Origin of the sequence: Rhizobium sp. AC27/96 (assembly GCF_001692325.1) — a bacterium.
GTDB lineage: Bacteria > Pseudomonadota > Alphaproteobacteria > Rhizobiales > Rhizobiaceae > Rhizobium.
Genome location: NZ_LXKN01000018.1, coordinates 260,089 through 274,506 on the forward strand (window position 1 = coordinate 260,089; position 14,418 = coordinate 274,506).

Genomic DNA, 14,418 nt, shown 5'->3' on the forward strand with positions numbered 1-14,418 from the left:
TTCAGATGCCCGGCTTCTTCAGGCCGGCAATTGGAAGGCCCAGTTGCCGATCAGCACGATGGCGAGGCCACCCAGAATGGCAACATAGGGCAGAATTCCGGCTTTCTTCACGCCGAGGTCCTGACCGACAAGGCCGAGATCATCCATGGCGCCTGCCGGGAACTTGCCGCCGTCGCGGACATAATGCCTGTAGGCGAAGACGGGCAGGATCAATGCAGCGAAGGCAAAACCGATCCAGAGCGCATTCGCATAGCCCCAGACCTTGGCACCGGCACCGAGGAAAAGCGCATTGACGAAGGCGAGGATGGTGTTGAGGCCGATGAGCCAGGTGGGCGCTTTCCAGGGGCGCTCGACATGACCGGAATCCATGCGGTGGATCCATCCCGAATTGAGGTTCAGGAAGTTGAAGATGATGTATCCGACATTGGAAACGGCGAGTACGAAGAAATAGCCGCTGGTGTCCGAAGCGATTGCGAGCAGGCAGAGGTTGAAGGCGAAGTCCGTCCACATCGCCCTGGTGGGCGCGCCATTCTCGTTCACATGGTCGAGATATTTCGGCAGCCAGCCGTCTTTCGAGCCCTGGTAGAGCGTGCGCGAAGAACCGGCCATGGCGGTCATGATCGCAAGGAATAGCGCCATGATCATCAGTATGACGAGCAGCTGCGTGACAATACGGCCGGCGCCGATCAGGCCACCGAGCGCTTCGCCAACGCCGGTGCCGTCGACGATGCCGGGCGCCAGCATGCCGGCATGGCCGAGTACGCCCTGGAACGCGAAGGGCACGAGGAAGAAGAAGACGCAGCAGGCAAGGCCGGAATAGAAGATTGCCTTGAACGTATCCGTCTTCGGGTTCTTGAGCTCACGGGTATAGCACACTGCGGTTTCGAAGCCGTAGGTCGACCATGCCGCGATATAGAGGCCGCCGAGGAAGAGCGTCCAGCCACCATTGCTCCAGGTGCCGTCCGTTCCGGCATAGGCCGCGGTGGGCGGTACCAGGCCGGTAACGTTGGAGGCGATGATCTGGCCGCTGACGATCGGATAGAGACCGATGATGAGCAGTGGCACGAGAACGATGATCGCCAGCCACTTCTGCACGCTCGCCGTCTCGGAGATACCGCGATGCTGGATCGCGAAGATGATCAGCATCAGGATACCGCCGATGAAGAAGGTGGCATTGATATTGGCGGTAGCGAGGAAGGGAATGTTGAAGCTGATGACCGACCAGTTGCGGATAGCGGGCGTTAGTGCTGCCACGCCATCGGCACTGAGCAATGCCGTCACGGCATCTTGCGGCGATGTGCCGGCGTGAGCTGCGATATATTCGGCAACCCGGGGGCTATCGGCCGCAATGGACGTTGCATGCGCGCTGATCCAGCTGAGCACGGCCTGCGAATCCGCGGCGGGAATCGGGTAGAAGGCATTAAGGATATAGCCGGCGGCGATGGCGCAGCCGAGCGATAGCACCGGCGACCAGGCAAACCAGTTGCACCAGACCGAAAGCGGCGCGATGAACTTCGAATAGCGTAACCAGGCGGTCGCACCGTAAACCGAGGCGCCGCCCGACTTGTTGGCAAACATGCCGGCGATTTCAGCGTAGGTGAACGACTGTAGAAACCCCATGATCATCGAGATGATCCAGACGACGAAGGCGAGCTTGCCTGTCGTACCGGCGATACCGCCGATGGAGAAGAGAACAAGCGGCGGCACGCCCGCAGCCACCCAGAACGCGCCCTTCCAATCAAGCGCGCGTATAAGCTTACCTTCCGTGCCGGCGGAAACGCCGGCCTCCACAACATCTGTCATCAGTGAAATTCCCCATCTTTGTTCCGGACGTATCTCTCGTACGTCTCCCTGAACGTGCCTCCCATGGCATTCCAGGCTTGCTGGAGGTTTTCGCGAGCCGCGTCTATGCGCGGATTTCCAGTGGCAAGCCCTTTATGCATAGTGAAGATATTTTCTTTTTAGTCAACATCACTTTACTTTCCCACGGCATTTTGTCAGCATGAATCCGGTGCCTTGACGCACCCCGTTTTCCCGAGAGGGCCATATGCGAGAACTCCATCCGTCGATCGCCGGAGTGCGGCCTGCTTCGGCGAGTATTGTCCGTTATCCGGGCATCCCTGCATTGCCGCACGATACGGAACGCTATCGCTGCAAGGGCGGCGGAACGCTCGTTTTGCGTGTCGAGGCGGGTGACAAGGTCATGCTCACCGACAGCGAAGGCGGCCAGGTTTGCGAACTCTCTTTTCTCGATGAGAAAGGTCGGTTTCAATCCGCCGGATTGGGGACCGCCTTCACCAGTGCCGCGGAAGGACTGAAGTCCATTCTGTCCTCCGATGAGGAGAGCGCGTCGCGTGTGCGCACCGCGCTGCAGCGACGCGGCGCCGATCTCGCCTCGGCCGGCGCGCTCAGAATCTTCGGCGAAACTTCATCGCCCGGCAGCGCGGCTGAATTCACAATCGCTCTCAAGGGCCTGTTGATCGTCTGCGCTCCGGGCGCGGCCATGTCGCCGGAAGCACAGGATACGGCGACACCGATAGAAGTCCGGATACGGCGCACCGCGATCATCCGCGACTATGCTTCCGCCCTGCCCGAACCGCTAGCCGACCCCATCGAGGATATCCGCATCAAGGCGGCCACGGCGTCAGCCTATTTCGTGCGTGCCGGCGAATTCATCCAGATCATCGATGTCTATGGTCGGCAATGCACCGACTTCCAGGCCTTCTCTGCCCGCAAGGTGGACAAGGGGCTTGATCTTGCGCTTGATTCCACCGTCACGCGCACCCTGCTCAGCCGCAGCTATCCCACCCCTGGCCTGCCTTCCAAAGCCTTCGATCGGGATTTCGAGCCGCTGGTGGAAATCGTCCAGGACACGGTCGGCCGCCACGATGCTTTCGCCACGGCCTGCAATTCGCGCTATTACGACGATATGGGCTATCCGGGCCATGTGAATTGCACGGACAATTTCAATGCGGCGCTCGCACCCTACGGCGTCCCCGCGCGCAAGGGCTGGGAAGCGCTGAACTACTTCTACAACACCAATATCGACCACAATAATCAGCTCTATCTCGACGAACCCTGGTCGCGGCCGGGGGACTATGTGCTGATGCGGGCGCTGACCGACCTTGTCTGCGTCTCCTCATCCTGTCCCGACGATATCGACGCAGCCAATGGCTGGGACCCGACCGACATTCACGTCCGCACCTTTTCCGGCAAAGAGAAATTCACAAGAGCGGTAGCCTATCGCATGACCCCTGACGCTGACGCCGAACTCACGCGGGAAACCGCATTCCACCCCCGCCTCTCCGCATTGACGCGGGATTACACCGAATATCGCGGCTTCTGGCTGCCGAACCGCTTCTCTTCGGAGGGACCGGTGGAGGAATATTGGGCCTGCCGCGAAAGGGCCGTGGTCATCGACCTCTCGCCGCTGCGCAAATTCGAGGTGACGGGACCGGATGCGGAAGAACTGCTGCAATATTGCCTGACCCGCGATGTCCGCAAGCTGTCGACCGGCCAGGTCGTCTATTCCGCCATGTGCTACGAAAATGGCGGCATGATCGACGATGGGACGCTCTTCCGCCTCGGCGACAAGAATTTCCGCTGGATCGGCGGCGATGACTACAGCGGTATCTGGTTGCGCGAGCAGGCGGAGAAGAAAGGCTTCAAGGCCTGGGTCCGCTCCTCCACGGACCAGATGCACAATATCGCGCTGCAGGGTCCGAAAAGCCGCGACATCCTGAAGGAGATCATCTGGACGGCGCCGCGCCAGCCGACGATCGGCGAGCTCGAATGGTTCCGTTTCGCAGTGGGCCGCATCGGCCATTTCGAAGGTGCTCCGGTCGTTGTCTCACGCACCGGCTATACAGGCGAACTCGGCTATGAAATCTTCTGCCATCCGAAGGATGCCGCAACTGTCTTTGATGCCGTCTGGAAAGCCGGCGAGCCCTATGGCTTGAAACCCATGGGTCTGGAAGCGCTCGACATGGTGCGCATCGAGGCGGGCCTGATCTTCGCCCATCATGAATTCACCGACCAGACCGATCCTTTCGAGGCCGGTATCGGCTTCACCGTGCCGTTGAAGTCCAAACAGGATGATTTTATTGGCCGTGAAGCGCTGATCCGGCGAAAGGAAAACCCGCGTCATCTGATGGTTGGGCTCGATATCGAGGCCAATGAAGCGGTGGGCCATGGCGACTGTATCCATATCGGCCGCGCCCAGGTCGGCGTGATCACCAGCGCGACCCGTTCGCCGATCCTCGGCAAGACGATCGCGCTTGCCCGCGTCGATGTCCTGCATGCCGGTGTCGGCACCAACGTTGAGATCGGCAAGCTAGACGGCCATCAGAAGCGCCTGCCGGCCGTAATCGTGCCGCTGTCTCACTACGATCCGCAGAAGACGCGACCGCGCTCCTAAAGTCTTCCGGCGCACACCCACCCCACGCGTTGTCGTTCCGTTCATTGACGGCGGCGGACGATGACCGATTCTCAGCGCAAATGAGTTTGTCGCGCGGCATGCCGCGGTTCTCGAACACCGATATTCCGTTCTGTCTGTGATGTTCCGCACATATCGTTGAGGCGGCGACCTCCATTATGTGGCTGTCTCAAGCGAGGAGGACACTCACACCCTTCGCGCAGGACATGGATAGGATATTCAACAGGAGGAGCTGAAAATGGCAGTCGTCAACATACCACCAGATGGGCAGATCTATGCGCTGGGAAGAGTGCCCGGAACTTTGCACGTCTATAATCGTGGTCCAAATGCTTCGACGTACAATCTGACGATAATCAACGTCAACAATTGGCAGAATGTCCATCTTCAAACGGGACACACAAATTCCTACGCCGCCAATGGCAATGCAACCTACATTCAGAACCTGAATGGCAGTGGAACGCTGCAGTGCCTGTGGGTCGCGTTGGCGGACGAACTTACTCCCGAGCAGGCGGGTCTGGAGCAGGCGAAGAGCATGCCAGGTGTTTCAGGTCATCATAAGTAGCGTCTGACCACGTCGACTGGGCGTGGCCGTGATTTTCGAACCATGAGCCACCTCCGCCCGTCCTCCTTGAAGGTCATCGCAAAGCAACCCGGCTCTGCCGGGGAGCTGCGACCAGACTCCTTCACTCATGCATTATTGCAAGTTGAGTTGCACCGAAATTGCGGATGGACCGCCTAATCCGCTTTCCGCTGCGCATTGGAGATCGCTCGTGCCGCCTCTTCGGAAGAGTTGGCAAGCGTGCGCATCTCCGCCGCCAGTACCGCGAAGCCCGAGCCAGCCGTTCCGGCTCTCGCCGCCTCGATACCGGCATTGACCGCGAGCAATTTCAGATAACGCAGCGACTGCAGGATTTCGTTGGTCTTGGAGGCCGTGACCCGCATGCCCGAGGTCTGTTCGTCGATGCGCTGGTAGAGCGACTCGATGTTGATGATGCTACCCTCAAGATAGAGCAGTTCTCCTGTCTCGTCCCATACGCCGCCGCCCGTCTCCGTCACCCAGACGAGGTGGCCGTCGCGATGGCGGATGCGATATTCCATCGTCCAGTCGGTGCGGCCTTCAAGCGCCCTGCCGACAACTTCGTCCATGAGTGGAACATCCTCCTCGAACATGATCGACGTGAAGGTGCGCGTGCGATTGCCGACGATCTCATCGACAGGATAACCGAAGATGCGTTCGACGCCGTCGGTCATCTCTAGCATCGTATAATTCTCGTCAGCACGACAACGATAGAGAAAGCCGCTCATGCGGCTCAGTACGCTGCTTTGAAAATCCATGAAGGCGGTATCCGAAGAAAAAGTTGCTGATCAAATTGCTTCGTCTCAACTCAAACAGGCCAGCAGGGGCTGGCTTCAGCCTCCCCTGCCGGCTTACGCAAAAATTTGCTCCCGTATCAGTTGCGCAGATATTCCTCCATCGAGTCATCAAGCGCTTCCACCCATGGCGTATGATGTTTCGGCGACATGTTGCCGGTCATCAGAGAGCGATAGGCATGGTCACGGAAGCCCATGATGTTTTCGGCCTTGTGGTGTTCCCACTCCATGAACGTCTTGTTCGTGCCTTCGATATCGAAGCTCGGATAGTCGGTCTCGGCGAGCAGTTCCTTCACATAGTCGCCCTGGTACCAGATCATCTGCTCGGCATCCTCAAGCGTTTCCTCGCGGGCGCGCCACTTGTCGAAGTTTGCCTGCAACTCCTCTTCCGGCGGCAGCTTGATGCGGCCCATCATGACGTCGCGTGCCCACCAGGCCTGAACGTCGAACATGTTGAAGGTGTAGAACTGATCCTGCATGCCGATGTAGAAGAGCTGCGGATTGCTGTCGAAGACAACACCCTTGTAGAGATGATCGGCCCAAAGGCGGTTTGCGGTCTTCAGCCGAAGCTCGTCCGGCAGGAATGGGAAATGATGCTGGTAGCCGGTGCAGAGGATCAGCGCATCGACCTCCTTGGATGAGCCGTCGAGGAAGTGCGCGGTCTTGTTTTCCAGCCGGGTGAGCAGCGGCCGCTCTTCGAAATTCGATGGCCATTTAAAGCCCATTGGCTTGGAGCGATAGCTTGTCGTCACCGATTTCGCGCCGTATTTCCAGCATTGCGAACCGATATCTTCGGCCGAATAGCTGCGGCCGACGAGCAAGACATCCTTACCCTTGAATTCCAGTGCGTCGCGGAAATCATGGGCGTGCAGGACGCGGCCATTAAAGGTTTTTACCCCTTCGAAATAGGGAACGTTCGGCGTCGAGAAGTGGCCGCTCGCGATCACGACATAATCGAACTCCTCATCATACATACGGTCCTGGGCGCGGTCATGCGCCGTCACGGTGAATTTCTTCGTTTCCTCGTCGAACCGCACCATGCGCACCGGCGTGCTGAAACGAACCCACTTGCGCACATCAGCCTTGTCGACACGACCCTTGATATAATCCCACAGCACGGCGCGTGGCGGATAGGATGCGATCGGTTTGCCAAAATGCTCCTCGAATGAATAGTCAGCAAATTCAAGGCATTCTTTCGGTCCGTTCGACCAGAGGTATCGATACATGCTGCCGTGGACAGGCTCGCCATATTCGTCGAGGCCGGTGCGCCAGGTGTAGTTCCAAAGCCCGCCCCAATCGGACTGCTTCTCGTAGCAGACCACTTCCGGAATCTCGGCACCCTTTTGCGCTGCCGATTGGAAGGCCCGCAACTGAGCCAGTCCCGAGGGCCCGGCACCGATAACGGCAACTCTTGTCATGAAGCATTCCCCTTCTCGATTGTATCGAAGTTCTTATCGTATGCGGTCGTCTTGGCGCGTCGCCTGCGTCAATCCGGGAAGGTGCCGGCGCTGGTCGGCGCGCCGTCGTCATAGGCCGAAAGCCAGTCGATGGTGGTCTGGCGGAAACGCGTCAGGCCCTTATAGTCAATGAGCTCCGGCGGCAGGGTGCGCAGCACGCGCGGAAAGCGGCGCGCCCATTTCGACACGGTCACCAGCTCGTCCATGTTCATCAGATAGCAGCGGATAACGAAGAGGATGGCGTTCGAGCGCGGCAGACGCCACAGGCTCTGCAATTCCACGCGCAGGTGCACCTTTTCGCCGACATTGTCAGGCGTCACCGTGGTGCGGTCCGGACCCCATTTCGGATAGTTTTCAGGGCTGGTGTCGAGACGTGGATTGATCGTCATCGTCCAATTGAAACGGCGTGTCGGCTTACCCTGCTGCAGGTTTAAAAGGAACTTCAACGCACGGTCGAAGACGCCGATCTGGTGTGCGAGCGGCACCGGGCCGTGCCATTCCATGAAATTCATGCCGATGTCGAAGTCGAGCGACCAATCGGCCTGGGTCGTCACCATGCCGGCATCCATCCAGAGATTGCCGTCGCGCTGGTCGACGATGCAGAAATCGCCCTGCGCCTGCCGGGTGATGTATTCGAAGGGCTCGTAAGGCAGCGTCGATGCGTCGCCGAAGGTAAAGGTGTCGTCGATCCCGAGCGGCCGGTTGATCCAGCGCCATTGATCGCCGTTCCTGGTGAGCGTGAAGTGCTCGGGATAGCCGGCTGCCTGCTCTTCCATCAGCAGTTCCAGCGTATCCCATTGCGCGGACATCATGTGCGGCAGCGCCTGATAGCGCAGCGGATCTTCCTTCAATACCAGCGCCCGGTCGCGCATCTCGGCGACATAATGCTCGTCGACGTCGATCAGGCTTTCGTAGACGGTGTTCTTCTGCCCCTTCACATGCGGTTCCATATTGACGGAATACATGTATTCGTCGCGATCGAAGGGAAACGGAAAGCGCCGGATGTTTTCCGGACTGTTGCGATAGCTGAAATCGTCCCGGAACGTTTCGTGCTTGAAAGCGATTGCCATGTCCGTTCTCCTGGGTATCGGCGGGATGCCTAAAGGTCGAGATGCAGCGCGCTTCCCTCGAAACGGGAAACGCAGATCATCACCTTTCGGCCGGAAGCCTTTTCTTCGTCGGTCAGATAGACGTCATTGTGCAGAAGCTTGCCGTCGCAGGCGGCAACGCTAGTCTCGCATTGTCCGCAGGCGCCACCGCGACAGAGGAATGGCGCGTCGACGCCGGCGGCTTCGATCGCCTCCAGCATGCTTTCGTGATGGCCGACATGAACGGTCTTGCCGGAGCGTGTCAGCTCGATCGAAAAAGGCTTGCCCGGCTGCGAGGACAGGAAGCGTTCGGAATGCAGGTTTTGTTCCGGCCAGCCGGCCTCGATGCCCGTTTTCAGCACACCGTCGATCATGCCCGACGGGCCGCAGACATAGAGATGCGTGCCGAGCGGCTGGCTTTCGAGCAGACGTGCCACAGGGATGAAATTGCGGTCGGAATCGCAATAGATCTTCACCCGTTGCGAGCCATATTGCTCGACAAGCTCGCGGCAATAGGCGCCCCGGTCCAGCGAGCGAACGGCATAATGCAGCTCGAAATTGGCACCTTCGCGGGAAAATTGCTGCATCATCGCGATGAAAGGCGTGATGCCGATGCCGCCGGCGATCAGCAGGTGCTTGCGGCCACGCCAATCCGGCTGGAACAGATTGACGGGATAGCTGACCTTGAGTTCGTCACCTTCGCTTACCTTCTCATGCATGAAGGCGGAGCCGCCGCGTGAATCCTCTACGCGCAGCACGCTGATCTCATAGGCCGAACAATCATGCGGCGGCGACATCAGCGAATAGGCATTGCGGCGCATATGCCCTTCATCGTTCATCGAAACGATGACATGCGCGCCGCCGGAGAAATATGGCATGGGTTTGCCGTCGAGACGTTCGAAGCGAAACCGCTTGATGCGCTCGGCGATGGGAGTGACCTTCGCAACGCGGACCGGGATTTCCGTACCACCGCTCATAGGAACAACTCCTCTGGATCAGGCGCGCTGCCGGGCTCTTCCGCATCGATATTGACGCCCTGGAAGGCGCCGAGGCGGCGCGAATAGTGATCGCGCACCAGAAGCGGAAGCCCGCAATGGCTGCAGCTGAACGGACTGTGGGTGACATCCTCGGTGATGCCCTTGCAATGAACGCATTGAACGCGGCGCGCCAGCGAGCCGCGATGCTCCGAGATGATCGAGGCATGATCCATGCCGTAATCGAGCGCCACCATCATCGCCTGGCCGATGAAGCCTTCGGTGCCGGAAATATAGAGGCGCGTGCCCATATGCGCCGTCGACAACGACCCTTTCAGACGAAAGAGCAGCGTTGCAATGGTCGGCGCGGTGAAGAACATGTCGGCGCCGAGCCCGCGCAGGGTCTCGTCATGGCCTTTACCCTGAGAGCCGCGCGCAACGTAAAGAATTTCGCTGCGCGACAAGATCGTTTCGTCAAGCGTAGGCCTGTTATCGAGAAGGGCGTTGGCGCCCTCCCCTTCGAGAACGAAGAGGTGCCGGCGGGCATGCGGCTGGATTGCGAGACCACGGTAAACCGGTCGGCTCTTGATGCCTTCGACAAGCATGAGCGCCTCCTTAGCCGATGGCCGTCCTCTTCTTCTTTTCCGGATCGTCGAAAGGCAGCGTATGCGCGATGGCGCTTGCCTTCAAGCTCTTGCCACGCACTTCAAGCTTTGTGCCCTGTACCGCCTTGTCGACGTCGAGACGAGCGATTGCCATCGATTTCTTTGTCAGCGCAGAATAGCAGGGGCAGGTGATGACACCGACCTTCTTGCCATCGGCAAAGACTTCGTCGCCGAGATCGGCCGGGCCGTCGGCATCGATCAGCATGCCGAAAATCTTGAAGCGCTCCTTGCCCTTGAGGCGGGCATGTTCCTCGGCGCCTCTGAAGCCGGTCTTGCCGGGGCTGACGGTAAAGTCGAGGCCGAGTTCCCAGAGGCTGTCGCCGGGTGGCTGATCGGCGAAAGGATACATCTGCGAGTTATCATAGGGGTAGAAGAGCAGATAGCTTTCGACGCGCAGCATGTCGAGGACGCTGAAGCAGCAGGGAATGATCCCCATCTCCTTGCCCTCAGCGACGATACGATCCCAGACCATCGGGGCATCCTGGCCGCGTACGAAGATTTCATAGCCGCGCTCACCGGTATAGCCGGTGCGCGAGATCATCACAGGGGCGCCGAATAGCGTCGTCTGCATGTGATGGAAATATTTGAGATCGCGGATCCCAGGCACGTATTTGGCGAGATAATCGACGGCGACCGGGCCTTGCAATGAGAGGTCGTGTAGATCGTCGTCGAATAGGACGGCACAGTTGCGGCCGGCTGCCTGCTTGACGAGTTCCTCGTGGCCAGAGCCAGAACCATGCACCAGCATCCAGGAATTCGGGCCGGTACGGTAGACGATGCAGTCGTCGGTGAAGTAGCCGCGATCATTCAGCATCGCGGCGTAGACCGAGCGGCCGGGATAGATCTTCGACATGTCACGGGTGGTGATATGGTCGAGCACGGCGATGGCGTGCGGGCCGACCAGATGCACCTTCTTGAGGCCGGAAACGTCCATCAGCCCGGCCTTGGTACGGATCGCGACATGTTCGTCCGACATGTCCTTCTCGTAGGTCCAGGCGGTTCCCATGCCGCTCCAGTCTTCGAGTTTTGATCCGAGAGCACGGTGCCGGTCCGCCAAGGCGGAGAAACGCCATGATAATGCCATTTCGTTCCCTCATTTTCTTCTATGGAATAATTATTTCCTGACTATAGTCGTCTTTCATGCCTTGGCAAGCCGATCCGAGTGGTTTTTTGTCATCGCCCGGACGGCATTTTGTTCAAAACTTCGGCGGCTTCCGACCGGCAGTGCGATGAGCTGCAATGACGGTATTGGCCATCAGCATGGCGATCGTCATCGGCCCGACACCGCCCGGAACCGGCGTGATGGCAGCGGCGACATCGGAGGCCTCCGCATAGGCGACATCGCCCACCAGCCGGCTCTTGCCCTCGCCCCGCTCCGGTGCAGCAATGCGGTTGATGCCGACATCGATGACCGTCGCGCCAGGCTTGATCCAGTCGGCCTTGACCATCTCCGGACGACCCACAGCCGCCACTAAGATGTCTGCGCCGCGCGAGACCGAGGCCAGATCCTTCGTCCGCGAATGCGCGGTCGTGACCGTCGCATTGGCATTGAGCAGCAATTGCGCCATCGGCTTGCCGAACAGGTTGGAACGGCCGATGACCACGGCATTGAGACCCGACAGGTCGTCGCCATGGATACGGCGCACCAGAAGCATGGCGCCGGCCGGCGTGCAGGAGATCAGCCCGGTCTCGAGATCGCCGGTTGCCAGCTTGCCGGCATTGACCACATGCAGGCCATCGACATCCTTGTGCGGCCGGATCGACTGGATGATCGGATCGGAATCGAGATGTTTCGGCAGCGGCAGCTGCACCAGAATGCCGTGGATGGACGGATCTTCGTTCAGCGATGCCACAAGCTGTGCCAGCGTTTCCTGCGTCGTTTCCGCCGGCAGCGTGTGCTGCACCGACTTGAAGCCGCATTCCTTGGCCATCTTGCTCTTGGAGTTCACATAGGCATGGCTGGCCGGATCGTCGCCGACGATGACGACCGCAAGCCCGGTCTTCACGCCGGTCTCCGCCTCAAGCCCTGCCGCCGCCACCTTCACAGCCTCGATCACCGAAGCCGCTGCAACCTTGCCGTCGATCACTGTCGCGCGAGCCATGGCTCAGCCCATCCGCTCGGACGCGTAGGAGCCGGGGCTTGCCGGGAAGACGACGGTGCGGTTGCCGTTGATGAAATTGCGGTGATGGATATGCGCATGGATGGCGCGCGCCAGCACCTGGCTCTCGACGTCACGGCCGATCGAGACGTAATCCTCAGCCGATTGCGCATGCGTGATGCGCGCCGTGTCCTGCTCGATGATCGGACCTTCGTCGAGATCGGCGGTGACATAATGCGCCGTCGCCCCGATCAGCTTCACGCCGCGCTCATAGGCCTGCTTGTAGGGGTTGGCGCCCTTGAAGGATGGCAGAAAGGAATGGTGGATGTTGATGATGCGGCCCGACATCTTCTGGCACATCGAATCCGACAGGATCTGCATGTAGCGGGCAAGCACGATCAGCTCGGTGCCGGTCTGCTCGACCACGTCCATGATCCGAGCTTCCGCCTCCGGCTTGTTGGCCTTGGTTACCGGAATATGGTGGAACGGGATGTCGTGATTGACGACGACCTTCTGATAGTCGAAATGATTGGAGATGACGCCGACGATGTCTATCGGCAGCGCGCCGATCTTCCAGCGGTAGAGAAGGTCGTTCAGGCAATGGCCGAAGCGCGAGACCATCAGCAGCACCTTCATGCGCTTCTTGGCATCGTGGAACTCTGAAGCCATGTCGAACTTGGTGGCGATCGGCTTGAAGCCTTCGACCAGCGCTGGTTCACCGATGCCCTCCTCGGAGATGAAGGAGACGCGCATGAAGAACATGCCGGTATCGAGATCGTCGAACTGGCTGGAATCGACGATGTTGCAGCCCTGGTCGGCCAGATAGTTCGATATCGCCGCCACGATCCCGCGTGTCGACTTGCACGCAACTGTCAGTACATAGCTCTTCATGATGATCTTCCTCCGCCGTCTTAGGCCAAAGCTGCGCCGCGCCGGAGCATGAAACTCCGGCACACGCGCTTATCCGGGCAATCGTCCGCTACCGCACTCAGATATCGAGCGTGCTGTCGCGCTCCCACTGCGTGAAGTGCGAGCAGTAGGCGTTCCATTCCTGATGCTTGAGCTTCAGGTAGGCGGCGGAGAATTCCGAGCCGATGGCCTCCTTCAGGCCCTCGTCCTCGTCATAGGCCCGCAGCGCATCGAGCAGGTTGAGCGGCAGGCGCGGTGCATTCTTCACCAGATGCCCTTGCGCATACATGTCGATATCGTGATGCGGACCGGGATCGGCCTTGTTGCGCAAGCCGTCGAGGCCGGCAGCGATGATGATCGCCTGGAGCAGATAGGGATTGACCGCACCGTCAGGCAAGCGCAACTCGAAGCGGCCAGGGCCCGGCACGCGCACCATGTGAGTGCGGTTGTTGCCGGTCCAGGTTACCGTGTTCGGCGACCAGGTGGCGCCCGACGTCGTGCGCGGCGCATTGATGCGCTTGTAGGAATTCACCGTCGGATTGGTGATCGCCGCCAGCGATGAAGCGTGCTTCATGATGCCGCCGAGGAAGTGCCTGCCTTCGGCCGAAAGACCGAATTCGGCTTCCCTGTCAGCAAAGACATTGGTCCTGCCGTCATTGCTCCAGACGGAGATATGGCAATGGCAGCCATTGCCCGTCAGACCCTTGAAGGGTTTCGGCATGAAGGTCGCGCGCAAGCCATGCTTCTCGGCAATGGACTTGACCATGAACTTGAAGAAGGAATGCTTGTCTGCCGTCTGAAGAGCGTCGTCAAACTCCCAGTTCATTTCGAACTGGCCATTCGCGTCCTCGTGGTCGTTCTGGTAGGCGCCCCAGCCGAGTTCAAGCATGTAATCACAGATCTCGGCGATGACATCGTAGCGGCGCATCACGGCCTGCTGATCGTAGCAGGGCTTTTCGGCCGTGTCGTATTCATCCGAAATCTTGCCGCCATCGGCGGTAATCAGGAAAAACTCGGCTTCTACGCCGGTCTTGACCCGCTTGCCTTCCGCTTCGGCCTGTTTGACCAGCTTCTTCAGCACGTTGCGAGGCGCCTGGGCGACGATCTCGCCATCCATCATCAAATCGGCGGCAACCCAGGCAACCTCTTTCTTCCATGGGAGCTGGATGACAGAGGATGGGTCCGGCACGGCAAAGAGGTCGGGATGGGCAGGCGTCATGTCGAGCCAGGTGGCAAAACCGGCAAAGCCCGCGCCATCCTCCTGCATTCCGGCAATCGCCTGGGCCGGCACCAGCTTGGCGCGCTGACCGGAAAAAAGATCGGTGTAGCTGATCATGAAATATTTGATGCCTTTGTCTTTCGCAAAAGCAGCAAGATCCAGTGTCATTCTCGTTCCCCTTTGGATTTCTTCGAGACACTT

At 59.4% G+C, this 14,418-nt stretch carries 12 protein-coding genes; 2 read left to right on the forward strand and 10 right to left on the reverse strand.

Going from position 1 to position 14,418, the window contains the following annotated elements:
- Positions 1-18: 18 nt before the first annotated feature.
- Positions 19-1,803, reverse strand: coding sequence for an APC family permease (locus tag A6U86_RS14890; RefSeq protein WP_068392454.1), 1,785 nt, complete (start codon positions 1,801-1,803; stop codon positions 19-21).
- Between the two features lie 244 nt (positions 1,804-2,047).
- Between A6U86_RS14890 and A6U86_RS14895 the strand changes: the two genes are divergently transcribed.
- Together A6U86_RS14895 and A6U86_RS14900 are read left to right on the forward strand one after the other, a co-directional pair.
- Positions 2,048-4,417 carry a DUF1989 domain-containing protein gene (locus A6U86_RS14895; protein ID WP_068392457.1) on the forward strand — a complete coding sequence of 790 codons (2,370 nt, stop codon included), beginning with the start codon at positions 2,048-2,050 and terminating at the stop codon, positions 4,415-4,417.
- Between the two features lie 256 nt (positions 4,418-4,673).
- Entirely contained in the window at positions 4,674-4,997 is a 324-nt protein-coding gene (locus tag A6U86_RS14900; protein ID WP_068392459.1) for a hypothetical protein, read from the forward strand.
- Between the two features lie 173 nt (positions 4,998-5,170).
- Here the strand turns inward: A6U86_RS14900 and A6U86_RS36020 are convergent, their stop codons facing one another.
- The 9 genes from A6U86_RS36020 to glnT all read right to left on the reverse strand — a co-directional run bounded on the left by A6U86_RS36020 (position 5,171) and on the right by glnT (position 14,385).
- A complete protein-coding gene (locus A6U86_RS36020) occupies positions 5,171-5,770 on the reverse strand; it encodes a PAS domain-containing protein (RefSeq protein ID WP_068392461.1) in 600 nt (199 codons plus the stop codon).
- 116 nt (positions 5,771-5,886) lie between these two features.
- Complete coding sequence (locus A6U86_RS14910; RefSeq protein ID WP_068392462.1) at positions 5,887-7,224, reverse strand: NAD(P)-binding domain-containing protein; 1,338 nt, start codon at positions 7,222-7,224, stop codon at positions 5,887-5,889.
- Positions 7,225-7,292: 68 nt separating this feature from the next.
- Complete coding sequence (locus tag A6U86_RS14915) at positions 7,293-8,333, reverse strand: DUF3445 domain-containing protein (protein ID WP_068392467.1); 1,041 nt, start codon at positions 8,331-8,333, stop codon at positions 7,293-7,295.
- Positions 8,334-8,362: 29 nt separating this feature from the next.
- The gene (locus A6U86_RS14920) at positions 8,363-9,328 is read right to left on the reverse strand and encodes a PDR/VanB family oxidoreductase (protein ID WP_068392469.1); all 966 of its coding nucleotides are present in this window, start codon (positions 9,326-9,328) and stop codon (positions 8,363-8,365) included.
- Positions 9,325-9,930: a dimethylamine monooxygenase subunit DmmA family protein gene (locus tag A6U86_RS14925; protein ID WP_068392478.1), complete on the reverse strand. Its 606-nt coding sequence runs from the start codon at positions 9,928-9,930 to the stop codon at positions 9,325-9,327. The genes A6U86_RS14920 and A6U86_RS14925 overlap by 4 nt, the downstream gene beginning before the upstream one ends.
- A 10-nt stretch (positions 9,931-9,940) precedes the next feature.
- A complete protein-coding gene (locus A6U86_RS14930; RefSeq protein ID WP_068392481.1) occupies positions 9,941-11,074 on the reverse strand; it encodes an aminomethyltransferase family protein in 1,134 nt (377 codons plus the stop codon).
- 112 nt (positions 11,075-11,186) lie between these two features.
- A complete protein-coding gene (gene folD / locus A6U86_RS14935) occupies positions 11,187-12,092 on the reverse strand; it encodes a bifunctional methylenetetrahydrofolate dehydrogenase/methenyltetrahydrofolate cyclohydrolase FolD (RefSeq protein ID WP_068392483.1) in 906 nt (301 codons plus the stop codon).
- Positions 12,093-12,095: 3 nt separating this feature from the next.
- Positions 12,096-12,980 (reverse strand): formyltetrahydrofolate deformylase, encoded by an 885-nt coding sequence (gene purU / locus A6U86_RS14940; protein ID WP_068392487.1) that lies wholly within the window; start codon positions 12,978-12,980, stop codon positions 12,096-12,098.
- Positions 12,981-13,077: 97 nt separating this feature from the next.
- Positions 13,078-14,385, reverse strand: coding sequence for a type III glutamate--ammonia ligase (glnT, locus tag A6U86_RS14945; RefSeq protein ID WP_068392489.1), 1,308 nt, complete (start codon positions 14,383-14,385; stop codon positions 13,078-13,080).
- Between the last annotated feature and the right edge of the window lie 33 nt (positions 14,386-14,418).